This is a genomic window from Mucilaginibacter puniceus, from assembly GCF_054783175.1.
Genome location: NZ_BAAGRB010000002.1, coordinates 1,227,465 through 1,251,478 on the forward strand (window position 1 = coordinate 1,227,465; position 24,014 = coordinate 1,251,478).

Consider the following 24,014-nt stretch of genomic DNA (forward strand, 5'->3'; position numbering starts at 1 on the left):
ACAAGAACTCACTATTTATTGGCTTGTTTAATATATTGCTCAATGGCCATGGTCATGGATGGTGCAGCGGGTGTAGGCGCAGGGATATCTAATATCAATCCCGCCTCTAATACGGCTTTATGGGTTGTTGCACCAAATGCAGCTATGCGTGTATTATTCTGCTTAAAATCAGGGAAGTTTTTATAAAGCGATTGTATGCTTGAGGGACTGAAAAACGCGATGATATCATAAAAAACCTCTGCCAGGTCAGACAGGTCGCTGCATACGGTACGAAATAATACAGCAGGCGTAAAGTCATAACCATTTTCCAGCAAAAACCGTTGTGTTTCTTCGGCAGCCACATCAGAGCATGGGTATAAAAACTTTTCGGCTGAGTGCTTTTTTAATACTTCCGCAAGGTCGGCAGCGTTTTGCTTACCGAAAAAAATCTTCCTTTTGCGATACTGAATATATTTTTGAAGATAAAGGGCAATGGTTTCAGACAGGCAAAAATATTTCATATCCGCCGGCACATCATAACGCATTTCTTCACATATTCTAAAAAAATGATCGGCAGAGTTACGGCTGGTAAAAATAACAGCTGTAAAATCGGCCAGGTTTATCTTGTCTTTTCGAAAGTCTTTGGCCGGCACCCCTTCTACATGAATAAAAGACCTGAAGTCGATTTTCAAATTATGCTTTTTGGCCAATTCGGCATAAGGGTTTTTATCACTTTCGGGTTTGGGCAGGGTAACCAATATGCTCTTAACTTTTTTCTTTCTATCTTCCAAAATCAAATTCCTTAAAAAATTAAACCTCAAATATTTAGTGCCTTTATCAAAATTAAAATAGGGCAAATTTCGAGGGCACAAAGATACACAATTAAATAAAATTTATGAAATCTGACGTTTGAAATGATGTTTACACTGCTCCGCACGTATAACCAGGCAAAAATTACCGCAACTAAAAGTATAGCAACACCCATTAAATAAGGGATAAATTTTGCATCTAAAAGACTAAAACAAACGGCTACCGGCAAGAAAACAAACGCCACATTAAAATAGGTTAAATACAGTATCGATATATATTCGCCAACTACTTTATTGATATCAAAAATGAACCCTAAAAATTTTAACACCAAAAACTTAATAGCAAAAAGGGCAAGTATGATAATTGAAAACGATATAAACAGCCTGAAACCTGCTATGCTGTAATAAGTATTGTTGTAGGTGGATAGTTGGTATAAAAGCAGCCCAAAGGTTAAGCCAAATAACAAAAACAAACCCACAAACGACCAAAAGTTAATATACCCTTCTTCCTTACCGGCCTGCGACAAAACACGTTTGCTGTAAAAAGATTGAAAAACCGTTTTAACGTCCTTATTTAAGGTAATATTTAATAATGCCGCGTATATTAATAAACTTATAATAGTAACAATTACCCATTGATTGCGTGTTGGACGGTGGCGGCCATCCCTTACGGTACTTTTTGATTTGGATGGAATATCTAAAAACTGGAAACCTGTATAAATATTTTCCTTGAGCACCCTTTCTACAAACTGCTTACGTATGGCAGCATCAGGTGCTTTAACGTATTGCATGGCTATGGAATCGGCAACAAATTTTTCGCGCGCGCGCTCGGCCGCAACTACCGAGTCGAGCACCGTCATGGGGCCGGGCTGCACTATATTGTATCTATTGTAAAAGGCGGTATCCTGTTGAGCATATCCTGCCGAACAAGAAAAAACAATGGCCAAAAAGCACAGGGTAATAAAACGCATTAGTGTTAAAAGCATCTGTGTGCAAATTTATTGAATTAAAGCGGGTTTTATTATACGGTTATTTGCTTAATTATATTACGGCATTAATCCTACTTTTGCGACATGGCAGGCATCTATCTACATATCCCCTTTTGCAAGCAGGCTTGCCATTATTGCGACTTTTATTTTAGCACCTCGTTACAATATAAAGACGACCTGCTGCAAGCCCTGGTAAAAGAAATACAACTGCAAAAAAATTACCTGAATGGCGAAACCATCGAAACCATATACTTTGGCGGTGGTACACCATCTGTATTAGAACCCGGCGAGATCAATTTATTGATAGATACTATTACGCGTTTGCATACGGTAGCATCTGATGCGGAGATAACTTTAGAAGCCAATCCCGATGACCTGCATAAAGCTAAAGTACAGGCATTGCGCCAAACACCCATTAACCGGTTTAGCATAGGCATACAGTCGTTTTTTGATGAGGATCTGGCCTGGATGAACCGCGTACATCGCGCCAATGAAGCCGAAGCCGCTGTAAAACGGGCGCAGGATACGGGATTTGAAAATATCACCGTAGACCTGATATATGGTTATCCATTACTCACCGACCAAAAATGGAAGCATAATTTGAATACGGTTTTTGAACTTGGCGTGCCCCATGTTTCGTCCTACAGCATGACGGTGGAGCCTAATACCGCGCTGGCCTCCTTTATCAGCAAAAAAAAGCAGCCGCCCATGAATGAGCAGCAAAGTGCCGAGCAGTTTAATGTATTGATGGAAGCCATGCAGACTAATGGTTTTGAGCATTACGAGATATCCAACTTTTGCAAACCGGGGCATTATTCGCGCCATAACTCCAATTACTGGAAAGGTGCCAAATACCTGGGCGTTGGCCCATCGGCACACTCCTACAACGGCGAGGAAAGGCAATGGAACGTAGCCAATAATGCGAAGTATATTCAAAGCATCATCAAAAATAACATTCCTGCGGAAACAGAAATACTGACCGAAACGGACCGTTTGAATGAATATATCATGACCTCGTTACGCACCATTTGGGGTTTGGATATAAATAAGTTAAACGCCATCGCGGCAGCATCTGCTAATCAATTATTAATCGCTGCCGAGGAATATTTTGACCGGGGATGGATCACCCAAAAAGAGAACACTATTTACCTAACCCCAACAGGTAAATTGTATGCCGACCAGGTAGCCGCCGGGCTATTTTTCCAGTCCCAACAATAGCACGCATTACGTAATTAATACCTGTATCGGTTTTAAACTTTATAAAACCACAGGCTATTACAAGTTTAAAACCGCCGGTTAAACCCTGCCGTATCTTCCTACAAATAACATCAACTGAAAAATGAAAAAAATTATGATCGCGGCGTTTGCTTTAGTAGCTATTGCAATTGCGCCTAAAACTTATGCTCAAACTAAAATGGTTGGCGGTGCTGCTATGTACCCTACAAAAAACATTGTGGAGAACGCGGTAAACTCAAAGGACCATACTACTTTGGTAGCAGCCGTTAAAGCTGCAGGATTGGTAGAAACCCTATCATCAAAAGGACCATTTACCGTTTTCGCGCCAACTAACGAGGCTTTTGACAAATTGCCTGCAGGCACTGTAGCTTCTTTGGTAAAACCTGAGAACAAAGCTACCCTTACCAAAATTTTAACTTATCACGTAGTTGCCGGTAAATGGAGCGCGGCTGATGTAGCAGCAAAAATTAAAGCCGGTAAAGGCAGTTATGAAATAACCACTGTACAAGGCGGTAAACTTTGGGCCAAAGAAGAAGGCGGTAAAGTTTACTTACAAGACGAAAAAGGCGGAAAATCATGGATCACTATTGCCGATGTTAATCAAAGCAATGGTGTAATACACGTAGTAAATGCTGTATTAATGCCTAAATAATTTTGGCTTTGCGGTAAGCCATTGCAAGGTTGTTCGTTTTGCTAATGGGTAACCGCAGCCAAAAACTTAAGTACCCTACACCTACCTATGAAAAACTAAAGCCCGGCAGTTATAAGCGCCGGGCTTTTTTGCTTTAACCCCTCCCTACACCCTCCCGTTGGGAGGGAATCGCACAAGCCTTTATGAGCGTGGGGCAGAGCAATTCCTTCCCTGGGGAAGGAGGAGGAAGGGGTTCTATCAATGTGGCTAACTCGTATGATCAACCACTATCTTCCATTCACCATTAATTTTACGGAACCATAGGGTAAAATAGCCGCCCGCATCTTTATCGGTTTTTACATTCCACGCCCCTAACACAAAGGCATTGGTAGCGTCCAGTACATCTACTTTTAAAATATTGAAGCTGAGTGCACCCATGGCAGCTTTGTTAGGGTAGCCTCTTTTATAATTATCCAGCGTGGCCTGCCAGCCTTTGGTGGGTGCGGCTTTACCTACAAATAGCAACGAGTCTGATTTCCAGTAGCCCTGCATAAACCCTTCGATATTACCATTGTTCCAGGCGGTTTGCTGGTCGGCCATTACTTTTAAAATGGCTTGCTTGTCCTGCGCAAATACCAGGCAGGTGCTCAATAATAAACCCGCTAATAAAAGATATTTTTTCATGTATAAATATAATTAATTTCCTGTTGATGAAAATTGCAAAGGTTAACATTCAATTAACATTAAACTCAAAAAACCTTGTAGCTTTGCAAGCCCTGTATGCATTTATTTTAGCGATTACCTTATGAAGAAAAATATACTATGTTTTGGCGAAGTTTTATGGGATACATTTGAAGATGGCAAACAGCCCGGCGGGGCAACCATGAATGTGGCTTTCCATTTAAAACAACAGGGTGCCGATGTTGCTTTTGCAAGCCGTGTGGGTGACGACTCATCGGGCGGTAAACTGGTAAAGTTTTTAAAAAACAACGGTTTATATAGCGACCTGATACAAGAGGATGAAAAACGCCCTACCTGCGAGGTTAAAGTTACTTTAGATGAAAACCAGCAGGCCACCTATACCATACCCAAACCGGTATCATGGGATAATATAAAAACCAAAAAAGTACTAACCCAGGCCGCTAAAGCTGCTGATGCTATCGTATTTGGCAGTTTGGTTTGCCGCGAAGGTACCAGCCGCGATACCTTGTTAAACTTACTGGGCGAAACCAAGGCCCTAACCGTATTTGATGTGAATTTGCGGGAACCGCATTATACCCTATCAACCATTGAAACTTTGGCCGCCAGGGCTAATGTGGTAAAAATGAATGAGGAAGAAGCTAACCTGCTTTTGCACCATAATAAAGGTAGCCTGAAAGAAAAGATGATCGAGTTTCGTTCAAAATACCATGTGCAAACCATTTGCGTAACCCGCGGCGAGAACGGTGCCATAGTATGGCACGACCATGAATTTTATGAGCACCCGGGTTTTGGTGCTAACGTAATTGATACCGTAGGTGCCGGTGATGCATTTTTGGCCACCTTTACCCTGGGTTTATTAAACAAACTACCCATGCAGCAAATACTGGAACGGGCATGCGCCATAGGCGCCTTTGTAACCGGGCAGCGTGGCGCTAACCCTGCTTATGTTGAGGGGATTGTGGGTTTGATGAAGTAAGGTTATACCACCAATCGCTCCCACTCCGGGTGGCGCTTAATGTACATTTTAATGTATGAGCAGTAAGGTACTATTTTAAGTCCTTCGGCTTCCAGCTGTTTAAATACCCTTTCTACTAATGTCGAGGCAACGCCTTTACCTTCCAGTTCAACCGGCACTTCGGTATGTATTAAAAATACTTTATCGCCGCGCTGCTGGTAATCAATAAAAGCCCGGTGGCCATCAACCATCATTTCAAAATTATGAACAGGTTGGTCGTTTATTAATGGGATGTCTTCGTACATGGTGGTGAGTTATGAGTGGTGAGTTTATAATGGTTAATTAAAGTTAGGTAAATAAATATTACAACTACAAGCGCCCGCCTGGTTATTTGACTCACCTCCGAAGGAGTCCTATGGACCGGTCATCGCTACGCTCGACCACCCTCTCTGCTGCAAGCAGCAAAGAGGGTTTCCACCGCGCCAACCCTCTTTCCGCCGAAGGCGAAGAGAGGGTCGACAAACGACTTAGTGAGGTCGGGGTGAGTCGACGGAGCGCGTTTATGTCCCTCCTTCTACATCAAAAAATCATGGTTTACACTTTTTGATGCGAAATTTTATTAATATATTGATTATCAAATATTTATGAAATTATTTTTTAAAAATGTGTAAACCTTTGTAAACCATAAAAAACTGATCACTGCTCTCCAATCACTGATCACTACCCCCCAATTGTCATTTCAGATTAACAAAACTTTAAAAGCGTCCTCACATAAAACTTTTAAATAAAATAATCCGTTATTTTATAACCAGAAAGGCAAACTATGCGTGGTTACGGATTTACGGACTTTAAACCGAACCAAATTCCAAAAGGCGGATTTGAAGAATTATTAAAATTATTCCTGGAGTTGCTCAACTATACCGCGGGCGACGCCGGCGAAGCTTTGCAATGGCTTAACGAGTTAGACAAGAAATACAACATCACCAATGACGATTATGGCATGGGCGATTTTATTGACGAGTTGAAGCAAAAAGGCTATTTAAACGAGGATAGCCAAAGCGGCGAGTTTAGCATTACCGGCAAAACCGAACAAAGCATCAGGCAGTCGGCATTAGAGGATATTTTTGGCAAGCTTAAAAAGTCGGGTAAGGGTAATCACCGTTCGCCACAAAGCGGGCAGGGAGATGAAAAGAATGCCGAACGAAGAGAGTTTGAGTTTGGCGATAGCCTGGACCAGATAGACATGACACAATCTATCCACAACGCGCAGGTTAACCATGGCATTGGCGATTTTATGATGACCGAGCGCGACCTCGAAGTAGAGGAAATGGATTATAAAACCCTCACCTCTACCGTGCTGATGATAGACATATCGCACTCCATGATATTATACGGCGAGGACCGTATTACTCCCGCCAAAAAAGTAGCGATGGCATTAGCAGAGTTAATAAAAACCAAGTACCCTAAAGACACTTTGGATATTGTAGTATTTGGTAATGATGCCTGGCCTATTACTTTGAAAGATCTGCCTTATTTACAGGTTGGTCCTTTTCATACCAATACTTATGCGGGGTTGGAGTTGGCTACCGATCTGCTTCGCCGACGTAAAACACATAACAAGCAAATATTTATGATAACGGATGGTAAGCCAACTTGCTTAAAAGAAGGCAATCGTTATTATAAAAACAGCATTGGGCTTGACAGGAAAGTGGTAAATAAAACGCTGAATATGGCGGCACAATGTAAGCGGTTAAAAATACCTATCACTACCTTTATGATAGCTAAGGACCCCTATCTGCAGCAGTTTGTGCGCCAGTTTACCGAAACCAACGGAGGCAAAGCATTTTATAGCTCGTTAAATAATTTAGGCGAATATATTTTTGAAGATTACGCCAGGAATAGAAGGAAGAACGTAAGATAAGTCTATGGACGATAGACCATGGTCCATGGACTAAAACAATGACTTAATGACTAAATGACACAATGACTAAAACAGATATAACAACCCTTGGCCAATTAAAGCAAACTGATTACAAAAGCGAATCGGTTAAGGATGAATTAAGGAGGAATTTAATTGCCCAGCTACAACAAAAGCACGAAGGTGGTTTTGAAGGTATCATCGGTTTTGAGGATACGGTAATTCCCGACCTGCAAACGGCTATCTTATCACGACACAACATTTTGCTGCTGGGTTTACGCGGGCAGGCCAAAACACGTATTGCACGTTTGCTGGTAAATTTACTGGACGAGTATGTGCCCTACATTGTAGGCTCTGACCTGTATGACGACCCGCTGAATCCAATATCCTGGTTTGGGCATAACATCATCCAGGAAAAGGGCGATGACACGCCTATCGCCTGGATACACCGCTCTGAGCGTTACACCGAAAAACTGGCTACCCCCGATGTTACCGTAGCCGATTTAATTGGTGATGTTGACCCCATAAAAGCAGCGACTTTAAAATTGACCTACTCTGACGAGCGGGTTATACACTTTGGTTTAATACCCCGCGCACACCGTGGAATTTTTGTAATTAACGAGTTGCCCGATCTGCAGGCACGTATACAGGTATCGCTATTCAATATTTTGCAGGAACGGGATATACAGATACGTGGGTTTAAACTGCGTTTACCGCTGGATATCCAGTTTGTATTTACCGCCAACCCTGAAGATTACACCAATCGTGGTTCGATAGTTACGCCATTAAAGGACAGGATTGAGAGCCAGATATTAACGCATTACCCGCGTTCAGTTGAGATATCCCGCAAAATTACCCAGCAGGAAGCATCGCTTACGCCTGAACAACGTACTACTGTTGAGGCTGATGGTTTGGTAAAAGACCTAATAGAGCAAATTGCTTTTGAAGCACGCAGCTCGGAGTTTATCGATAAAAAATCGGGAGTGTCTGCACGTTTAACCATATCGGCGTATGAGAATCTGATAAGTAATGCCGAGCGCCGTATGCTCATCAATCACGAGGAAAGGACCTTTGTACGTATATCCGACTTTTTGGGCGTTATACCTGCCATAACAGGTAAAATAGAGTTGGTGTATGAAGGCGAGTTGGAAGGGCCGGCAAAAGTGGCTAATATCCTTATCGGCAAGGCCATCAAAACTTTATTGCTTAAATACTTCCCTAATCCTGAAAAAGCCAAGAAAGCTAAAGCGCCAAATCCTTATGCCGAAATTATCAACTGGTTTAGCGATGGTAACAACCTGGCGGTAATGGATGACCTGCCTTTGGCTAAATATAAAGAACTATTAAACTCGGTTCCTGGTTTAAAAGAGCTGGTTAAAAAGATCCATCCTACTTTAATGGAAAGCCAGCAATTAATATTGATGGAATTCATTCTTCATGGCTTAGCAGAGTTCTCGCAACTAAGCAAGGGCTTCCTGGATAATGGTTTCGCTTTCGCGGATATGTTTAGCAGCCTGTTTAATATGGAACCCGACGAGGACGACATTGATTTAGATGATGACCGTTACTAATTAATGAAAGGGCAATTTCTTACCATTCTTTTTATCAGTGTCATTCTTTTCGGATTGGACATGTACCTGGCAAATGGGTTTAGGGCCGCATTCACTAAACATAATCCTAAAACCAAAAAGAGATTCAGGCAACTATATATTGCTTTTTCTGCCTTATTAATATTAGGCGCCATGGCAAGCATCTATTTTAAACTGCCTGTTGGCGTTCGGGCGGGCTTTTTACTGGTATTTTTTGTAATGATGGTGGTTAAGATTACATTTTTGCCTTTTGTTTTGATAGATGATATAAGACGACTGACCATTTATCTTAAAAACAAAATCGTTAAACCTCAACCCGCTCCATCTACAGGGCCAAAAAAAGAGGCCATTCCCCGTTCTGAATTTTTAATGCGGGCAGGTTTAATAACCGGTGCCGTACCGTTGGCTGCAATAGGTATAGGCATAACATCGGGCGCTTATGATTACAGAGTGCGCTATCAAACACTTAACCTGCCCAATTTGCCCAAAGCTTTTGACGGGCTTACTATAGGGCAAATTTCTGATGTGCACTCCGGAAGTTTTTATAATAAAAAGGCTGTGGTTGGTGGTGTTGAAATGCTGCTGGGTCAAAAACCCGATGTGATCTTCTTCACCGGCGACCTGGTTAATAAACGCAGCGATGAGATGTATGGTTACCAGGATATATTCAGCAAAGTTAAGGCTCCGCTGGGAGTTTTCTCAACATTGGGTAACCATGACTATGGCGATTATTACGACTGGCCATCAGATGCAGCAAAACATAAAAATTTACAGGACCTGATTGTCACCCATAAAAATATGGGATGGGACCTGCTAATGAATGAGAATAGACGCTTAAAAATAAATGGCGAAGAAATAGGTATTTTAGGCGTTGAAAACTGGGGGCAATTAAGTCGTTTCCCAAAATACGGGCGCATGGAAGAAGCAGTAAAAAATACCTATGACTTGCCGATAAAACTGTTACTATCTCATGATCCATCGCATTGGCAGGCACAGGTAGTGCCACAATATCCGCAAATTGATGTGATGTTTTCGGGCCATACGCACGGTATGCAGTTTGGCGTGCGCGCCGAGCATTTTCAATGGAGTCCGGTAGAATATATCTACAAAGAATGGGCCGGCCTATATCAACAGGGTAAACAGCAACTATATGTAAATGTAGGCTACGGCTTTTTAGGCTTTCCGGGCAGGGTTGGAATATTACCCGAGATTACGATATTTACATTACGATCGGCATAAACCACTTGCCCGTTGTAATTCCTATAAATGAAAAAAGCATTTCAATCAATTCTTGATTTTTTGCTGTTCAGCAATGTTTTTATGTCGTTATGCGCGGTAGCGCAGGCATTGGTAACCTTTCATTTAATTGACGCGGCACCAAACAAAACCATCTTAGCCTTACTGTTTACCTCAACCTTGGGCATTTATAATTTTTGCATATTAATTACCCAACCCAAAGAGCCGCAAAAATCTCCTTATTTACGTATCCGTTGGTTTTTTGCGCATTATAGGTTGATGGTTACCTTTACCCTTATCTCGGTGCTATCACTTATCCCCTTGTTCTTTTTAGTATCGATGCCTTCAAGGCTGCTGCTTATTTTTTCGGGGATAATATCGGTTTGTTATGGCCTGCCTATATTTACCCTGGGCGATCAAAAATTTGGACTAAGAAACATCCCCGGATTAAAACCTTTCCTGATCACTTTAGTATGGGTACTAAGTACCGTATTGTTACCCATTTTAGAAGCTAAAGAACTGCATTTAACTACGGTATCCATGCAGGATACTACCCTGCTTATTGCCAAACGCTTTTTATTTGTATTCGCCTTAACTGTTCCGTTTGATATACGCGATTTATTTGAAGACAATAAACTCGGCGTAAAAACCATCCCGGTAATAATAGGCGAGAAAAAAGCTTATCTATTTTGCTCCGTATTACTATTGGGTTATGTAGTTATGCTTTTCCTGTATCGCAATAATGGCTTTAACACCGATTTTTTCGCACTGACACTCACTGCAGGTTTAACCGGATGGCTCATCTTTAAATCTAAATGGGAAAAGAACGAATATTATTATTTTTTCTATATGGATGGTGTGCTGATACTTCAATACGTTTTCCTGCTATTATTTAATTTCATTTAACAAATGGCTAATTATAACAATGCGGCCTGGTTTTATGATAGTCTTTCGCGGGTAGTTTACGGTAAACAGATAATTGAGGCACAGGTTTATTTACTGCAATACATTCAACCCCATTCAAGCATTTTAATTGTTGGTGGCGGTACTGGTTGGATATTGGAAGAGATAGCCCGTATTCAACCCACAGATTTGCAAATAACTTATGTGGAAATGTCTGATCAAATGATGGCTCTTTCACGTAGAAAAAGCATTGGAGACAATCAGGTAAACTATATTAATGAGGCGATAGAAAATGTTAATGGGCTGCCTGATTTTGATGTAATTATCACCCCATTTTTGTTTGATAATTTCACCCCGGCAAAATTGGAAGCTGTGTTTGCACATATACATCCCACACTAAAAAATAAGGGCTTATGGCTCAATGCTGATTTTCAGTTAACCGGCAAATGGTGGCAAAATATACTGCTTAAAAGTATGTTACTATTCTTTAAAATATTATGTGGTGTTGAATCAACTCAGCTGCCCGATTTTGAAAAGCTGTTTGAGCAGTACGGCTACGAAATTTTAGATAGCAAAACCTTTTTTGGAGAGTTCATAGCGAGCAGGGCTTATAAAAAGTAATATAACCCCAATTGTCATTTCGATGAGGAACGAAGAGAAATCCATACATTGATAACATGTGTATAGATTTCTCACTGCGTTTCGAAATGACAGTTATATACTTTATTACTAATGAGCAAACTTATATCCAATACCCCTAACGGTTTGTAAGTATTGCGGCGAATCGGGGTTGGTTTCAATTTTTTTACGTAAGCGCACAATGTGCATATCCAGCGTGCGGGTGTTTACATCAGCATTATAACCCCAAACTTCCATCATCAACTCTTCGCGGTTAATTACCTTATTTTTGTTTTTTAGGAAGTATAGTAATATACGGTTTTCCAATATGGTCAACTCAATTTTACGGCCGTCTTTTATCAGCAGGTGCGTATTTGGCAAATGCTCCATGTTAGCAAAGTGGTACGATTCTGATTTTTCGTTATTTAACTGGAACTTGATCTTGTTATCAATCAATGCTACCAGCACATCCATATTAAATGGCTTGGTAACGTAATCAGAAACGCCAAAATTATAAGCGCTTATTTTATCAATATCCTGCTGTTTTGCAGTTGTCATGATAACCAGTTTATCAAAACCCTTTTCGCGTATATTGCTGCATACCTCCGCACCTTGTTTGCCGGGCAGCATCCAGTCTAACAATACAATATCCGGTTGCTCCGCCAGTATCATGGTTTCGGCATCATCGCCATTACTGGCTTCTAACACTTTATAACCTTCCGATTGCAAACGTTCGGCAACCAAAAAACGCAGGTTTTCATCATCTTCAACCAGCGCTATCTTTATTTCTTTACTCATAATTTATTTTTCGTATGGAAGCGTCACCTTAAATTCCGAACCTTGGTCTACCTTGCTCTGAACAGTTAATTCGCCATTCATAAAGTTAACCAGTTCTTTGCAAAAAGCCAAACCCAGGCCTACACTTCCATTTTGGTTATATTGATTTTCTAATCTATAAAATTTTTTGAATATATTATTTAATTCGGCTTTAGGTATACCTATACCCTTATCAATAAACGAAAAAACAATATTGCGCTTATCTAAAGCAACATTTACCACTAATTGTTTGTTATCATGGTGCGAATACTTATAGGCGTTTTCAAATAAATTTTGAAAAATACTACCCAACAGCACCGGATCGGCATAAAACTCTTTAACGCCTTTTACATGACAGCTTAGTTTAAAATCGGGGTACTTTATTTTAAATGTATCAATATAGCCTTGTGTAAACTTGCTAACATCAATTTTATCCTTTTTTATGGTGATGGATTTATTTTCAAGCTGGGTAAATGATAGCAACTTATTCATTAACTCGTTCAACTTATCAGCCTCTTCATCCAATATTTTTCCGTAATGTTTTCGTTGCCTGTCGGTCAGTTCCCCTTCGCCCCTTAAATTTGATCCGGCAATTTTTATTACACTTACCGGGGTTTTAAACTCATGCGTAAAATTGTTTATAAAATCATACTGCAGTTTAAACAGCTTTACGTTTGTTTCTACATTACGGTAAATGAGCCAGCCTATAACTACAATAAATATATATATTAATAACACTACGCCACCCACAGGAACAAACCTGCGATTGATCTCATCAAACAAATAATCTCGCGGAGAAATAAAATATAATTTATAATCAGAAAAAGCACCGGGTAGCTCAAGTTCAGCAGTTATCACCTTACTACGGTCAATATCTAAAGGCTCATAATTTAGCTGTTCAATAGATATGTGCTGATATAATTCAGGATAAGGGTTTTTAATTACCAACCCATATACATCCAGCCAAAATGTAAACATATTGTGGCTATAGTTTATGGGTAATTTACTTTTTGGCAAATCATGATAGCGCTTCATATCCGCGTTACCGGGCTGATTTAAGTAGGTTATTTTACCGGGTTTAATATCCTGGAAAACTCTAAATGCTTCAGTAATATCCTGGCCCCGCAAAGTGTCATAATTGGCAATATAACGTCTAAACTTATCGGCCATATCATCAAATTCGTTCCAATAAATCTCATTGTTAGGTTTAACTCCTATAACTTTCTTTCCTTCGCGTTTATACTCATATAGGCCATCAGTAGTTACAGGCACGCGGTTTTGTATAGTATAACCTGGCCTGTTACCTACTATTATTTTATAAAACACAATGCTTTTAACAAACTTGTAGCTATTAAAAACTTCGGTAGCGTAGTTTCCCGCGAGTGTAGAATCAGCTAATCCCTGGTAAGAAGTTATTAGTGGTACCTTATTTTCATAAAAATCTTTATAAGTATTGATAGTCTGCTCAAGTACTTCACTTTTCTTAGTTGAAAATTCGCTTTCAACGGTTTTTGAAGTTAAATTATAAGCTACTACCAGTGCTACTATCATTACAGCCGATATCAGCACCAGGAAAGCTATAATTAACGATGAATTTTTGCGGTAAATTTGGTTAGGCACTTTCATAAGCCTAAATTATTTTTTGTGGCCCATGTTGGCATTCAAAAAACTATCAATCTTGGTATACCTTTCTACGTTTGGATTGGTAAATTTAAAGTTAGTCGGATTAGGTTTTTTATTATCAGATTTGCGCAAGTGATAACTAACAGGCACCTTACGCTTTTGCAAGGCCGATACGAAATGATTTATCTCGCTAATGTTCGCATATTGGTCTTTATCACTTTGAAATATCAATAAGGGAACTTTTATTTTTTCTGGATGGAAAACCGGTGACATTTGAGTGAGTTTTAACGCCTCCTTATCAGGGTCACCTATCATTTCGTACATCCGTTCTAACGATGGTTTGAAAAATGGGTTAACATCCTTTATATAGGATAAAATATTGATTATACCGTCTCGTGTAATAGCACAATTGTATAATTTAGGTTGAGTTGACACCGCATTTAACGCCAAAAAACCACCAAACCCACGACCCATAATAGCTATTTTGCGGGGGTTGGCTATTCCCTTATTTATCAACCAATTTACGCCATCGGTAATATCCTGTTGTACTTTGCCGTCAATTTCTTTAAAACCGGCGTTGTAAAATGCCTTACCAAAACCGCTGGATCCCCTGTAATTAATTTGAAATACAGCATAGCCTCTATTAGCTAAAAACTGCACTTCAGCATTGTATCCCCATGAATTTCTTACGCCAAAAGGATAGCCATTATGTGGCATAACCACCACCGGTAAATTAGTTTGACTACTCCCTTTTGGTAAGGTTAAATAACCTGTAATTTCTGTACCGTCAGTAGCTTTGTAACTTATCGGCTTCATTTCACTTAACTTATCAGGGTTGATGTATGAGTTATCTTCCAGTTTGGTAAGCTTATCTTTCTTTAATTCATATAAGTAAACAGCGCCCGGGTTACGATCAGTATACGTGGATACTATAAATTTATTTTCAGCTGTATCTCTGTCATTAATACTTATTTCATTACCACTTAATTTTTTTTGCAAATTGTTATAGGTACGTTCGGCATCAGCATTTAAAAAATGCTTTTTAGGTTTAGCTTCTTCCCATGATGCATAATCCAACCGGAGTTTATTTCTTGAATACTCTGCACGTTGAATATCAGCCTTATCGCTTGCATAAATAACTCTTTCTTCTTTACGTGTAATTGGATTTATCTCAACCAATGCGCTCTTGTCTCGCCCTACGTTTGATAGCGCGTAAAAATTATTGCTTTTGGGTTTAAACGCAACCCATTTAACCGTGTTTCTAAAATTGTTTTTAATTATAGTGTCAAACGAAGAGCTTTCATTAGCACGGTACATGAAAGTCTCATCAACCCCATCCGTAACTTTACCCAACAGTATTTTACCATTAATATCTATGTACCAATCACTTATATTGCCCGGATTAATTAAATAGGTCTTTAATTCGCCGGTATTAATATTCAAACGAAAAACATCAGCATAGGTAGTATCACGTTTGTTCATTGAAATAGTAATAATTTCAGGCGTTATCCTGTTACGATTCAACACTCTTACGTTTGCCTTATTTTCGGTTAAAAGACGTTTTACTTTTGAAGTAGTAAGATCATATAAATAAATGGTTTGCTTTTCACTACGAAAGCTACCGGAAAAAAGGAGTATACGGTTATCAAATGTCCATAAATGATCGCGTATATCGTATTTTGCAAGGTTTTTATCTACACTTACTTTACCATCGGCAAGTGACTGGATATATAAATTGGTTACAAACTCATCATCAGGCTTTATATATGAAAGGTATTTTCCATTTGGCGAAAGTTTAAAACTCCACTTTTCGCCTGATTTAAAAAAATCGTCAATGGGTATTTCATTAGCTTTATCATCCTTGCAGGCATGCAAGGTTATTATGACAATGGTAAGCAGTAAAATTTTAAAATTCCTCAACAACATATATCAACTTCGTGATTTTAAATTTAGGTTAAGTTAGCGTAAATTACTTAGGTATTTAAAAGTGTCACTACAATTTTACGGGCTTAAATGGGTTAAAACCTTAGTTAAAACTTTTTGATTAATATTATTTATTATTTTTAACAAATGAAGCGATATGGCTGCCTTATTTTATTGTTTATAATTAGCTGTGCAAAGCTTTTTGCACAAAACAATGACCTATTATTAGCAAAGCAATATAGCAATAATGGCGAAAATGACAAAGCTCTTGAAATCTATCAAAGGCTGTATAAGCAAAATAACGACGCATACTACTCATACTACCTATCCGGCCTGTTAACCGCCAAAAAATATGACGAGGCCGAAAGCATTACTAAAAAAATAATGCGCCAATATCCAAAAGCTCAAAAATATGCCATTTCATTAGGCAGCATTTATGCTCAAAAAGGCGATACCACCAAAGCTAATGACGTATACGACGGTTTATTAAAAGCCATGCCTAATGAGCAAACCGAAGTAGCTATGTTAGCTACGTTGTTTTATCAAAACAACAATAACAACTATGCTATTAAAACATTTTTACAGGGCCGTAAAAATTTAAAAAACGAAAAGCTATTTGCCAATGAGTTAATAACCCTTTACCGCAACAAACGCGATAAGGTTAACCTAATTGAAGAATTATTAAACTTTTTGCCAGATAACCAGGAGTATTTATTGCAGGCCGAAAATATGTTGGCAACCTTATTTGATGGTGATGCCGATTATGAAAAGTTACGTATGGCCTTGCTGCAAAAAATACAAAAAGCCCCCCAGGAAACTATTTTTGTAAAACTGCTTACCTGGCAATATATGCAACAGAAGGATTATGATCAGGCACTAAACCAGGTTTTGGCTTTAAGCAGACGAACTAATGATGATGGATCGGACGTTTTTGAAATAGCAGGTACTTTGGTTGTTAATGGTGCTTATGATACCGCCATAAGGGGATATGAATTTTTAACGGCTAAGGGCAAACAGCACCCCTACTATATAACTGCCAAAATACAGTTAATAGATACTAAAAACTTAAGGATCACATCAGGCAAGTACTCGCCTGAAGATTTACTCAGCCTGGAAAAGGATTATTTTGACCTGTTGGGTGAATTTGGAAAAACTCCCAATACCATATTTGCTATCCAAAAATTAGCTAATCTGCAGATGTTTAAATTGCATAAACCTGTAGAAGCACAAAAGTTGTTGGAAGAGGCTTCAAAAATACCAGGTGTTAACCCACAAACGCTTGCCGCTATCAAAACAGACCTGGGTGATGCCCAATTATTAAATGGTGAGCCTTGGGAAGCAACATTGCTGTACAGCCAGGTTGAAAAAGATTTCCCCAATACTTCCATAGCACAGGATGCCAAATTAAGAAACGCAAAATTAGCCTATTACATTGGCGATTTTATATGGGCCAAGGGACAGTTGGATGTTTTGAAAGCGGCAACATCACAGCTTATTGCTAACGATGCGCTTAACCTGTCATTATTAATTACAGACAATTTGGCTATTGACAGTGCCGGTACTGCTTTAAAAGAATATGCCAGGGCTGATATGCAAATTTGGGCCGAACAACCCGCAAAAGCTGTAGTGATACTGGATAGTATTGATAAGAAATTTCCCGGTAATGCCCTGGGTACGGATATATTAATGGCTAAGGCACGTATATCTATTCAACAAAAAGATTATACCGCTGCTATACCGCTTTTAAAGAAGATACTTGAACAACCTACCGACCTATGGGCCGATGATGCTGTTTTTATGCTGGGCGATATTTATGAAACTAATTTAGAGGATAAAGAACAAGCCAAATCCTACTACCAAAAAATTATAACCGATTATCCGGGTAGTTTGTGGATAAACGAGGCGCGAAGACGCTTTAGGATATTAAGAGGCGATGCTGTCGATAGCCCTACCTGATAAAATTCTTGTGCCATTACTAATAGATGAGTGCGCTGCAATTTGTATTTTTGCGCCATGATCATTTATAATGAAACCATAATTGTAGACGAAAGCATTTACAAAGAGTGGTTAAACTGGATGGAAACGGTACATATCCCTGCGATATTAAAAACCGGCTTATTCAACTCTTATCGCATATTAAAGGTAATTGATTCGCCTAATGAAGGTGTTACGTACTGTATACAGTATCACGCATCCGATCTTGACAATTACAATCGGTTTAAAAACAATCACCAGTTAAATTTTCAAGCCATACACCAGCAAAAATTTGAAAATAAATTTGTGCTATTTAACACCATAATGCAAGCTTTAAATTAATGAAAGTTACTAAAACCAAATTACCCGGTTTATTAATAATTGAACCTCAAATTTTTCCGGATGGGCGCGGGTATTTTTTTGAAAGTTATAGTAAAGCCAAATTTACTAACGCTGGCATTGATATAGATTTTGTTCAGGACAATCAATCGTTTTCACATAAAGGTGCGGTAAGGGGTTTACATGCTCAAAAATCCCCGTACACTCAGGCAAAACTGGTTAGAGTTATTCAGGGTCGTGTTTTGGATGTAGTTGTGGATGTGCGCAAAAACTCGCCAACTTTTGGCCAATATGAAGCTATTGAATTAAGTGGCGAAAACCAATTACAGCTTTTAATTCCCGAGGGCTTTTTACATGGTTTTGCTACGCTGGAAGATAATACCATTTTTGCTTATAAGGTAAACAATTATTACAGCAAAGAATGTGAAGTTGGCGTAAAATGGAATGACCCTACCCTGGCAATAAATTGGGGCCTAAACGAAGCTGATATAATTATATCGCCAAAGGACGAAGTGTTGCCTTTGTTTGCTGATTGGGATAGTCCGTTTTAGCACCTCCTCCCCACTGTCATTTCGAACAAGGAACGATAAGACCATTCTCTTGAGCGTAGCGAAAAAATCTATACACATGCTAATTCGAATATGTATAGATCTCTCACTGCGGCTCGAGATGACAAGTATAGCTGTTTATTTACTTATCAAATTATACAACTCGTCTAATTTAGGGCTTAGTACAATCTCGATACGGCGATTTTTTGAAAGGGCCTCAGCTGTATTGCCGTTATCAATAGGTTGATACTCGCCTTTACCTGTAGCTGTTAAGCGGTGTGGATCTATATTTTCAACCTCGGTTAAATAACGGCTTACGGATGTGGCCCGCAATACACTTAGGTCCCAGTTATCTTTTATTTGTCCCAGGTTAATTATCTTTTTATTATCGGTATGGCCCTCAACAGCTATGTTAATATCAGGTTCCTTATTTAACACGGCTGCTAATTGCTTTAAGGCTGATTTTCCACGCTCATCAATAACTATACTGCCTGATGGGAAAAGTAATTTATCGGTTAATGATACATACACCTTGCCGTTGCGCATATCAACCGTTAAACCATTTTGCTGAAAGCCTAACAATGCTTTTTGCAGTTTATCTTTAAGGGCATTGCTGGCCTCATCACGCTTGCGCAAAATATCCTCCACCTCTTTTAAGCGGGCCTCTCTTTTTTGCAGATCGGCAGATAACTGGCTAACTTTTGATGATGATGAGTTAAAGTTGGCATTCAGCTTAGCGTAGTTGTCATTAAGGGTATTGTATTGGGTTTGCAAATCGGCCAGATTACCTTTTAACCCTGCTATTTCACGGTGCAAACGGGCCGTGTCTGATTGTAGTTTAGCTACTTCTGCTTCCAATGTACCGGTACGGGTGGTTAATGAATCCTGCGCGGCTAATATGGCTTTATACTTTTTGCTTGATAGCACTACGCATGATTGCAGCATTACTCCTATTAAACCGGCAAATAAAAAATATTTTAATTTCATGATCTTGATTTAATTAATTGATCGCATTTTTTAAAAAAACATTCATGGGGTATATCTTACTGCATACATTTGCAATATACGCAGGGCAATCTGCTTTTAACAGTTGTTTATCATTTATCTGATGCGATACTATAAAACTTTTCAGCTTCAACAGATCAATATTTTCGTTGTCTGCAGTATACTCACGCGGCACAGTTTTTAATTGATCCTGGCTCCTGAAATCGCCAAATAGTTTAACAAATTCCTGATCATCAATTATAGCTTTTAACTCGGCTGCATTATAATCTATCTCCTGCCTTATCGCTTTTAAATGTGGGGCCTCGGGCATCCAGTAACCACCGGCAATAAATGACTTGCCCGGTTGAATATGCAAATAATATTCTACGCCACCAAGTTTTGAGTTTAAAGTAGGAAAGCTTACCCCAAAGTTGTTTTTATAGGGTGTTTTGTTTTTACTGAAGCGGATATCGCGGTAAATACGCATTACGCATTTTTTAGGGTCAAGGTCGGTAGCTACGCTTGGATCAACTTTGTGTAGCAGCGGGATTATTTCGCCAACAAACTCAATAACATTCTCACGGGCTTTATCATAGCGGCCCTTATTAACCTGAAACCATTCGCGGTTGTTATTGTCTGCTAATTCCTTTAAAAACTCAAGCGTTTGCTGCTGTATCATCGATATCTAAATAGAACAATGATTATAAATAGGTAATAAAGTGCTTAGTTTAAATGCAGCTTTTCGCCCCGCATTTGAATAGGGATACTTTTACGACGGTATTTTTTATACCATACAAAACCAACAACCCCAATGGCTAAATATGGCGCGGCCAGTAAATACATAATACCATTGTTTAAGCCTTTGGTGGTCGTGCTTCCACTTTTGGCATTTGACTCTACCGATACTGTACACATGGCACATTGTGCGCTAATAGTTTGCACACTGCCCGCCAGCAGGCTAACAACAAATAATATGATAACAAATTTTAACGCTTTTGCCATGATACAAAATTAGTTAATTATGGTTAGAGTTTACTATTATCTAATTATCGCTTTGCGATTGACTCACCCGGTCTTTGCTTTGCTCAACCACCCTCTCTTCCGCAAGCGGTAAAGAGGGTTTTCATTTCCCAACTACCCTCTTTACGCCAACGGCGAAGAGAGGGTCGACCAGCGTAGTCCCGATAATTATCGGGAGGGTGAGTCTAAAAGTTATAATAAGGCGATATCATTAAGTAAACTATCACCCCGGTAACGGTAACATACAACCATACCGGGAACGCCCATCTCACCAGTTTTTTATGCTTTTCAACCTGCATTTGCAGGCCGCGGTAAAAGCTTAGTAAAATTAACGGTAAAACACCCGCTGCAAGTATAATGTGTGTTATTAAAATTGTGTAATACACATATACTATACTACCCACTTGTGCTTTTTCTTCAGGAGTAGCTATACCGTCTCTGTTTAAATCTGCATATTTTGTTTCGGGACCCAACCAGTGAAATAAAATGTACGAAACCAGGAATAATGATGATAACACAAACGCAACAATATTGATGCGCTTATGCATTTGAATATTTAGGTTTTTGATGTAGTATAAAGATATAAGCAATAGTACTGTACACGTACCATTTATAATAGCATTAAGCGTTGGCAAAAACCATACAAATGATGGTATTACCGCCGGCTTGGGTACTATTTTAAGGCTCAAAATAAAAACTACTACAAATACAAATATGGATACGGCAGCAACAAATCGGAATATAAATTTATCAGTCATTTTTTTAATTATTGAATGAGCGAATTAGCGAATTAGTGATTGATACCAATTCTCCAATGCTAATAAAGGGGTTTATCGTTTTTACGTAATTCTTCTGCAATTAATACTTTAATCTCATCATTCAGGCGGGCAGCATCGGTCCTTAATTCGCCGGAGTAATACCCCCTGATCCGCCTTTCGCTATCCACAAGTATAAGTTTGTTACTATATATAAAATCATCCTCGCCTGTTTGCAAGGCATCAACCAATAGCCCTTTACGTGCAAAGTTATATATAGTGGTGGTGTCGCCTGTTAAAAATAATCGCTTGGGCGACAATGGCGTATTTTTATTGGCGTAGGCTTTTAAAATCTCCCCTTTGTCACGCTGCGGATCAACTGTTACCGAAGCAAAATAAACCATTTTGTTTTTGCCATAGTTTTCAGACAAGCTATCCACATTGGCGTTTACTGTGTGGCAAAGTGTTGGGCAACTGGTGTAAAAAAAGTTCACCACCAATATTTTCTTTTCAAAGTTTTTAAACGATACCGGTTTGCCATCCTGATCAATTAAATTAAAATCAGCTATGGTATGAAAAATAGTATCCGGTATAATTTTGCCATGAAATTTATGGCTGGTTTTAGCTAAGTGCTTGGGGCCGTAAATTGGCAGTGGTTTATATCTGTTTTTGCCCTTTTCGGTAAGTAAATAATATAAAAATCCTGGTAAAGCCAGTATAAGCCCCAGGATTATTATTTTTTTCAGTAACCTGAATTTGTGCATTATCTCAGGCCAAACCAGTAGTTACTTTCATTGGTAAGTACCAGTATCAAACCTATTATAAAAAGGATAGGCACTATAATAGCCAGCATTAAACCTATTCGCTCAAATTTTAAGTGCATAAAATAAGCCACTATATAAAATGCTTTAGCCAATGTTAAAACAATATATACCGGGTTGGCTATATTAATAGCAATGTGTCCGTTAGGCACTAAATAAAGCGCTATAAAAAACTCAACACAGGTTATGGCTAATAATATGAAAAACACCTTCCATATTCCGCCCCTGGTCATTGATTCGTGTTCCTCGTCGTGATGAACTTCTGTAGTTTCTGATGACATATATAAATCAGTTTAATATTATTTTAAATTTCTCAGACTAAATAAAAGAAGGTAAATACAAATACCCACACTAAATCTACAAAGTGCCAGTAAAGGCCTACTTTCTCTACCATTAAATAGCTTCCGCGCCTTTCATAAGTACCTACTAAAACATTGATGGTAATTATAATATTAATAATAACCCCGGTAAATACGTGGAAACCGTGGAAACCTGTAATAGTAAAAAATAAATTAGCAAACTGGTGAGCCGATGTTTGCTGCGCCACTAAAGGAGTTCCTTCCTTAAAAAACTCTTGTAAGGTTTCTAAATTGGTTGGAATTTTTGACCACCAAAAACCTTCGTGGTGTAAGTGTGTCCACTCTAAAGCCTGACAGCCCAAAAACATCAACCCGCCTACAACTGTCAATAACATCCAGGTTATAACTTCCTTTTTTGCGTTACGATGACCGGCCTCAACAGCCAACACCATCGTAACCGAACTCATGATCAAAATAAACGTCATGATACCCACAAATACAAGCGGTGCGCCATGCTCAATACTTGTTAACGGTACTGATTGGAATACTTTATCAGCTCCGGGCCAGGTAACCGCGCTAAAACGCAGGGCGCCGTAAGAGATCAATAGTGATGAAAAAGTAAATGCATCCGAAAGGAGAAAAAACCACATCATTATCTTACCATACTCCACATTAAACGGAGATCTGCCTCCGGCCCACGGGGTGGTTTTTACTTCATCTATTGGTGATACTGTTGCACTCATTTTGTAGTTGAATATAGGGTTGTTAATTTTGGTTCAAAAGTAAAAAAACATACAGATAAATCCATATAATATCGACAAAATGCCAAAAAATAGCTGACATTTCCATGCCGAACAGATTTTTAACCTGCGGGATATTCTTATAGCTTCCTCTAAGTGTGTTTGCCAGCAGTAATAATCCGGCTATAATGTGTAATAAATGGCTTAAAGTAAATACATAAATGAATGATTGTGCCGCATTGGTGTTAGTAAAATACACTTGCATTTTATACGCCAACAAGTACCATCCATATACCTGAAGCACCAGGAAAACAATACCTAAACACAATGTAAGCCATAAAAATAGCCTTTGTCGGTCAAATTGTAAACGCACGGTTGCCCTTGAAGCTATAAATAAGGTTATGCTGCTAATTACTAAAACAGCGGTGCTGTAGCCAAAAACGCCGGGTAGTGTTATGTTCAGGGCATGCGATCTGCCGCCGATATAAACAATAAATCCGCTGGTAAGTGCCGCAAAAAACATAAACGATGTGAATATGAATATCCACATGTTGAATTTTTTTGGGCCTAAGGCTAATTTATCTTCTTGTTGTATTTGTGCCATCAC

At 39.1% G+C, this 24,014-nt stretch carries 26 protein-coding genes; 11 read left to right on the top strand and 15 right to left on the bottom strand.

All coding sequences use genetic code 11. The features are described 5' to 3' along the window. Window positions 1–11: 11 nt before the first annotated feature. Both ACYVJ6_RS12495 and ACYVJ6_RS12500 read right to left on the bottom strand, forming a co-directional pair. Entirely contained in the window at window positions 12–770 is a 759-nt protein-coding gene (locus tag ACYVJ6_RS12495) for a uroporphyrinogen-III synthase (protein WP_460694401.1), read from the bottom strand. Between the two features lie 26 nt (window positions 771–796). Further along, window positions 797–1,774 (bottom strand): DUF4271 domain-containing protein, encoded by a 978-nt coding sequence (locus ACYVJ6_RS12500; RefSeq protein WP_460694402.1) that lies wholly within the window; start codon window positions 1,772–1,774, stop codon window positions 797–799. An 87-nt stretch (window positions 1,775–1,861) separates the two neighbouring features. On the opposite strand from ACYVJ6_RS12500, the gene hemW reads away from it, so the two are divergent. Together hemW and ACYVJ6_RS12510 are read left to right on the top strand one after the other, a co-directional pair. Next, the gene (gene hemW, locus ACYVJ6_RS12505) at window positions 1,862–2,995 is read left to right on the top strand and encodes a radical SAM family heme chaperone HemW (protein ID WP_460694403.1); all 1,134 of its coding nucleotides are present in this window, start codon (window positions 1,862–1,864) and stop codon (window positions 2,993–2,995) included. Between the two features lie 121 nt (window positions 2,996–3,116). Then, complete coding sequence (locus tag ACYVJ6_RS12510; RefSeq protein WP_460694404.1) at window positions 3,117–3,665, top strand: fasciclin domain-containing protein; 549 nt, start codon at window positions 3,117–3,119, stop codon at window positions 3,663–3,665. Between the two features lie 246 nt (window positions 3,666–3,911). Here the strand turns inward: ACYVJ6_RS12510 and ACYVJ6_RS12515 are convergent, their stop codons facing one another. After that, complete coding sequence (locus tag ACYVJ6_RS12515) at window positions 3,912–4,328, bottom strand: YybH family protein (protein ID WP_460694405.1); 417 nt, start codon at window positions 4,326–4,328, stop codon at window positions 3,912–3,914. A 121-nt stretch (window positions 4,329–4,449) separates the two neighbouring features. On the opposite strand from ACYVJ6_RS12515, the gene ACYVJ6_RS12520 reads away from it, so the two are divergent. After that, window positions 4,450–5,322, top strand: coding sequence for a carbohydrate kinase family protein (locus ACYVJ6_RS12520; protein WP_460694406.1), 873 nt, complete (start codon window positions 4,450–4,452; stop codon window positions 5,320–5,322). A 2-nt stretch (window positions 5,323–5,324) separates the two neighbouring features. On the opposite strand, the gene ACYVJ6_RS12525 is transcribed toward ACYVJ6_RS12520, so the two are convergent. After that, window positions 5,325–5,606, bottom strand: a complete 282-nt coding sequence (locus ACYVJ6_RS12525; protein WP_460694407.1) for a GNAT family N-acetyltransferase — start codon at window positions 5,604–5,606, stop codon at window positions 5,325–5,327. Between the two features lie 518 nt (window positions 5,607–6,124). Here ACYVJ6_RS12525 and ACYVJ6_RS12530 point away from each other — a divergent pair. The 5 genes from ACYVJ6_RS12530 to ACYVJ6_RS12550 all read left to right on the top strand — a co-directional run bounded on the left by ACYVJ6_RS12530 (window position 6,125) and on the right by ACYVJ6_RS12550 (window position 11,568). Beyond that, complete coding sequence (locus tag ACYVJ6_RS12530; RefSeq protein WP_460694408.1) at window positions 6,125–7,222, top strand: vWA domain-containing protein; 1,098 nt, start codon at window positions 6,125–6,127, stop codon at window positions 7,220–7,222. Window positions 7,223–7,284: 62 nt separating this feature from the next. After that, window positions 7,285–8,790, top strand: coding sequence for a sigma 54-interacting transcriptional regulator (locus tag ACYVJ6_RS12535; protein WP_460694409.1), 1,506 nt, complete (start codon window positions 7,285–7,287; stop codon window positions 8,788–8,790). Between the two features lie 3 nt (window positions 8,791–8,793). Further along, window positions 8,794–10,047 (top strand): metallophosphoesterase, encoded by a 1,254-nt coding sequence (locus ACYVJ6_RS12540; RefSeq protein ID WP_460694410.1) that lies wholly within the window; start codon window positions 8,794–8,796, stop codon window positions 10,045–10,047. Between the two features lie 27 nt (window positions 10,048–10,074). Continuing rightward, a complete protein-coding gene (locus tag ACYVJ6_RS12545) occupies window positions 10,075–10,950 on the top strand; it encodes a UbiA prenyltransferase family protein (RefSeq protein WP_460694411.1) in 876 nt (291 codons plus the stop codon). 3 nt (window positions 10,951–10,953) lie between these two features. Further along, complete coding sequence (locus ACYVJ6_RS12550; protein WP_460694412.1) at window positions 10,954–11,568, top strand: class I SAM-dependent methyltransferase; 615 nt, start codon at window positions 10,954–10,956, stop codon at window positions 11,566–11,568. Window positions 11,569–11,676: 108 nt separating this feature from the next. Here ACYVJ6_RS12550 and ACYVJ6_RS12555 read toward each other — a convergent pair whose 3' ends face one another. Genes ACYVJ6_RS12555 through ACYVJ6_RS12565 form a run of 3 tightly spaced genes read right to left on the bottom strand, consistent with a single transcriptional unit; the run spans window position 11,677 to window position 15,930 of the window. Then, entirely contained in the window at window positions 11,677–12,363 is a 687-nt protein-coding gene (locus ACYVJ6_RS12555) for a response regulator transcription factor (protein WP_460694413.1), read from the bottom strand. 3 nt (window positions 12,364–12,366) lie between these two features. Then, window positions 12,367–14,007, bottom strand: a complete 1,641-nt coding sequence (locus tag ACYVJ6_RS12560; RefSeq protein WP_460694414.1) for a sensor histidine kinase — start codon at window positions 14,005–14,007, stop codon at window positions 12,367–12,369. A gap of 9 nt (window positions 14,008–14,016) precedes the next feature. Beyond that, window positions 14,017–15,930, bottom strand: a complete 1,914-nt coding sequence (locus ACYVJ6_RS12565) for an alpha/beta hydrolase family protein (protein WP_460694415.1) — start codon at window positions 15,928–15,930, stop codon at window positions 14,017–14,019. A gap of 144 nt (window positions 15,931–16,074) precedes the next feature. Here ACYVJ6_RS12565 and ACYVJ6_RS12570 point away from each other — a divergent pair, with 144 nt between their 5' ends. Genes ACYVJ6_RS12570 through rfbC form a run of 3 tightly spaced genes read left to right on the top strand, consistent with a single transcriptional unit; the run spans window position 16,075 to window position 18,791 of the window. Continuing rightward, window positions 16,075–17,883: a tetratricopeptide repeat protein gene (locus ACYVJ6_RS12570; protein WP_460694416.1), complete on the top strand. Its 1,809-nt coding sequence runs from the start codon at window positions 16,075–16,077 to the stop codon at window positions 17,881–17,883. Window positions 17,884–17,940: 57 nt separating this feature from the next. Beyond that, on the top strand, window positions 17,941–18,243 hold the full coding sequence (locus ACYVJ6_RS12575; protein WP_460694417.1) for a DUF4286 family protein: 303 nt from the start codon (window positions 17,941–17,943) through the stop codon (window positions 18,241–18,243). Then, complete coding sequence (rfbC, locus tag ACYVJ6_RS12580; protein WP_460694418.1) at window positions 18,243–18,791, top strand: dTDP-4-dehydrorhamnose 3,5-epimerase; 549 nt, start codon at window positions 18,243–18,245, stop codon at window positions 18,789–18,791. Before ACYVJ6_RS12575 ends, rfbC begins: the two co-directional genes overlap by 1 nt. Before the next feature lie 135 nt (window positions 18,792–18,926). Here rfbC and ACYVJ6_RS12585 read toward each other — a convergent pair whose 3' ends face one another. The 8 genes from ACYVJ6_RS12585 to ACYVJ6_RS12620 all read right to left on the bottom strand — a co-directional run bounded on the left by ACYVJ6_RS12585 (window position 18,927) and on the right by ACYVJ6_RS12620 (window position 24,011). Continuing rightward, entirely contained in the window at window positions 18,927–19,775 is an 849-nt protein-coding gene (locus ACYVJ6_RS12585) for an OmpA/MotB family protein (protein ID WP_460694419.1), read from the bottom strand. A gap of 13 nt (window positions 19,776–19,788) precedes the next feature. Then, window positions 19,789–20,451, bottom strand: coding sequence for a DUF2461 domain-containing protein (locus ACYVJ6_RS12590; protein WP_460694420.1), 663 nt, complete (start codon window positions 20,449–20,451; stop codon window positions 19,789–19,791). 44 nt (window positions 20,452–20,495) lie between these two features. Beyond that, window positions 20,496–20,774 (bottom strand): hypothetical protein, encoded by a 279-nt coding sequence (locus ACYVJ6_RS12595; protein ID WP_460694421.1) that lies wholly within the window; start codon window positions 20,772–20,774, stop codon window positions 20,496–20,498. A 203-nt stretch (window positions 20,775–20,977) separates the two neighbouring features. Continuing rightward, on the bottom strand, window positions 20,978–21,550 hold the full coding sequence (locus ACYVJ6_RS12600; RefSeq protein WP_460694422.1) for a DUF420 domain-containing protein: 573 nt from the start codon (window positions 21,548–21,550) through the stop codon (window positions 20,978–20,980). A gap of 59 nt (window positions 21,551–21,609) precedes the next feature. Beyond that, window positions 21,610–22,311, bottom strand: a complete 702-nt coding sequence (locus ACYVJ6_RS12605) for an SCO family protein (RefSeq protein ID WP_460694423.1) — start codon at window positions 22,309–22,311, stop codon at window positions 21,610–21,612. Further along, on the bottom strand, window positions 22,311–22,649 hold the full coding sequence (locus ACYVJ6_RS12610; RefSeq protein ID WP_460694424.1) for a cytochrome C oxidase subunit IV family protein: 339 nt from the start codon (window positions 22,647–22,649) through the stop codon (window positions 22,311–22,313). Before ACYVJ6_RS12610 ends, ACYVJ6_RS12605 begins: the two co-directional genes overlap by 1 nt. Window positions 22,650–22,681: 32 nt before the next feature. Then, window positions 22,682–23,410: a cytochrome c oxidase subunit 3 gene (locus ACYVJ6_RS12615; RefSeq protein ID WP_460694425.1), complete on the bottom strand. Its 729-nt coding sequence runs from the start codon at window positions 23,408–23,410 to the stop codon at window positions 22,682–22,684. 22 nt (window positions 23,411–23,432) lie between these two features. Beyond that, window positions 23,433–24,011 (bottom strand): cytochrome c oxidase subunit 3, encoded by a 579-nt coding sequence (locus ACYVJ6_RS12620; protein ID WP_460694426.1) that lies wholly within the window; start codon window positions 24,009–24,011, stop codon window positions 23,433–23,435. Between the last annotated feature and the right edge of the window lie 3 nt (window positions 24,012–24,014).

Excerpts from the sequence above, each read along its gene's own strand:
- ACYVJ6_RS12500 (WP_460694402.1), bottom strand. The coding sequence starts at position 1,774 with ATGCTTTTAACACTAATGCGTTTTATTACCCTGTGCTTTTTGGCCATT.
- hemW (WP_460694403.1), top strand. The coding sequence starts at position 1,862 with ATGGCAGGCATCTATCTACATATCCCCTTTTGCAAGCAGGCTTGCCAT.
- ACYVJ6_RS12510 (WP_460694404.1), top strand. The coding sequence starts at position 3,117 with ATGAAAAAAATTATGATCGCGGCGTTTGCTTTAGTAGCTATTGCAATT.
- ACYVJ6_RS12515 (WP_460694405.1), bottom strand. The coding sequence starts at position 4,328 with ATGAAAAAATATCTTTTATTAGCGGGTTTATTATTGAGCACCTGCCTG.
- ACYVJ6_RS12520 (WP_460694406.1), top strand. The coding sequence starts at position 4,450 with ATGAAGAAAAATATACTATGTTTTGGCGAAGTTTTATGGGATACATTT.
- ACYVJ6_RS12525 (WP_460694407.1), bottom strand. The coding sequence starts at position 5,606 with ATGTACGAAGACATCCCATTAATAAACGACCAACCTGTTCATAATTTT.
- ACYVJ6_RS12530 (WP_460694408.1), top strand. The coding sequence starts at position 6,125 with ATGCGTGGTTACGGATTTACGGACTTTAAACCGAACCAAATTCCAAAA.
- ACYVJ6_RS12535 (WP_460694409.1), top strand. The coding sequence starts at position 7,285 with ATGACTAAAACAGATATAACAACCCTTGGCCAATTAAAGCAAACTGAT.
- ACYVJ6_RS12540 (WP_460694410.1), top strand. The coding sequence starts at position 8,794 with ATGAAAGGGCAATTTCTTACCATTCTTTTTATCAGTGTCATTCTTTTC.
- ACYVJ6_RS12545 (WP_460694411.1), top strand. The coding sequence starts at position 10,075 with ATGAAAAAAGCATTTCAATCAATTCTTGATTTTTTGCTGTTCAGCAAT.
- ACYVJ6_RS12550 (WP_460694412.1), top strand. The coding sequence starts at position 10,954 with ATGGCTAATTATAACAATGCGGCCTGGTTTTATGATAGTCTTTCGCGG.
- ACYVJ6_RS12555 (WP_460694413.1), bottom strand. The coding sequence starts at position 12,363 with ATGAGTAAAGAAATAAAGATAGCGCTGGTTGAAGATGATGAAAACCTG.
- ACYVJ6_RS12560 (WP_460694414.1), bottom strand. The coding sequence starts at position 14,007 with ATGAAAGTGCCTAACCAAATTTACCGCAAAAATTCATCGTTAATTATA.
- ACYVJ6_RS12565 (WP_460694415.1), bottom strand. The coding sequence starts at position 15,930 with ATGTTGTTGAGGAATTTTAAAATTTTACTGCTTACCATTGTCATAATA.
- ACYVJ6_RS12570 (WP_460694416.1), top strand. The coding sequence starts at position 16,075 with ATGAAGCGATATGGCTGCCTTATTTTATTGTTTATAATTAGCTGTGCA.
- ACYVJ6_RS12575 (WP_460694417.1), top strand. The coding sequence starts at position 17,941 with ATGATCATTTATAATGAAACCATAATTGTAGACGAAAGCATTTACAAA.
- rfbC (WP_460694418.1), top strand. The coding sequence starts at position 18,243 with ATGAAAGTTACTAAAACCAAATTACCCGGTTTATTAATAATTGAACCT.
- ACYVJ6_RS12585 (WP_460694419.1), bottom strand. The coding sequence starts at position 19,775 with ATGAAATTAAAATATTTTTTATTTGCCGGTTTAATAGGAGTAATGCTG.
- ACYVJ6_RS12590 (WP_460694420.1), bottom strand. The coding sequence starts at position 20,451 with ATGATACAGCAGCAAACGCTTGAGTTTTTAAAGGAATTAGCAGACAAT.
- ACYVJ6_RS12595 (WP_460694421.1), bottom strand. The coding sequence starts at position 20,774 with ATGGCAAAAGCGTTAAAATTTGTTATCATATTATTTGTTGTTAGCCTG.
- ACYVJ6_RS12600 (WP_460694422.1), bottom strand. The coding sequence starts at position 21,550 with ATGACTGATAAATTTATATTCCGATTTGTTGCTGCCGTATCCATATTT.
- ACYVJ6_RS12605 (WP_460694423.1), bottom strand. The coding sequence starts at position 22,311 with ATGCACAAATTCAGGTTACTGAAAAAAATAATAATCCTGGGGCTTATA.
- ACYVJ6_RS12610 (WP_460694424.1), bottom strand. The coding sequence starts at position 22,649 with ATGTCATCAGAAACTACAGAAGTTCATCACGACGAGGAACACGAATCA.
- ACYVJ6_RS12615 (WP_460694425.1), bottom strand. The coding sequence starts at position 23,410 with ATGAGTGCAACAGTATCACCAATAGATGAAGTAAAAACCACCCCGTGG.
- ACYVJ6_RS12620 (WP_460694426.1), bottom strand. The coding sequence starts at position 24,011 with ATGGCACAAATACAACAAGAAGATAAATTAGCCTTAGGCCCAAAAAAA.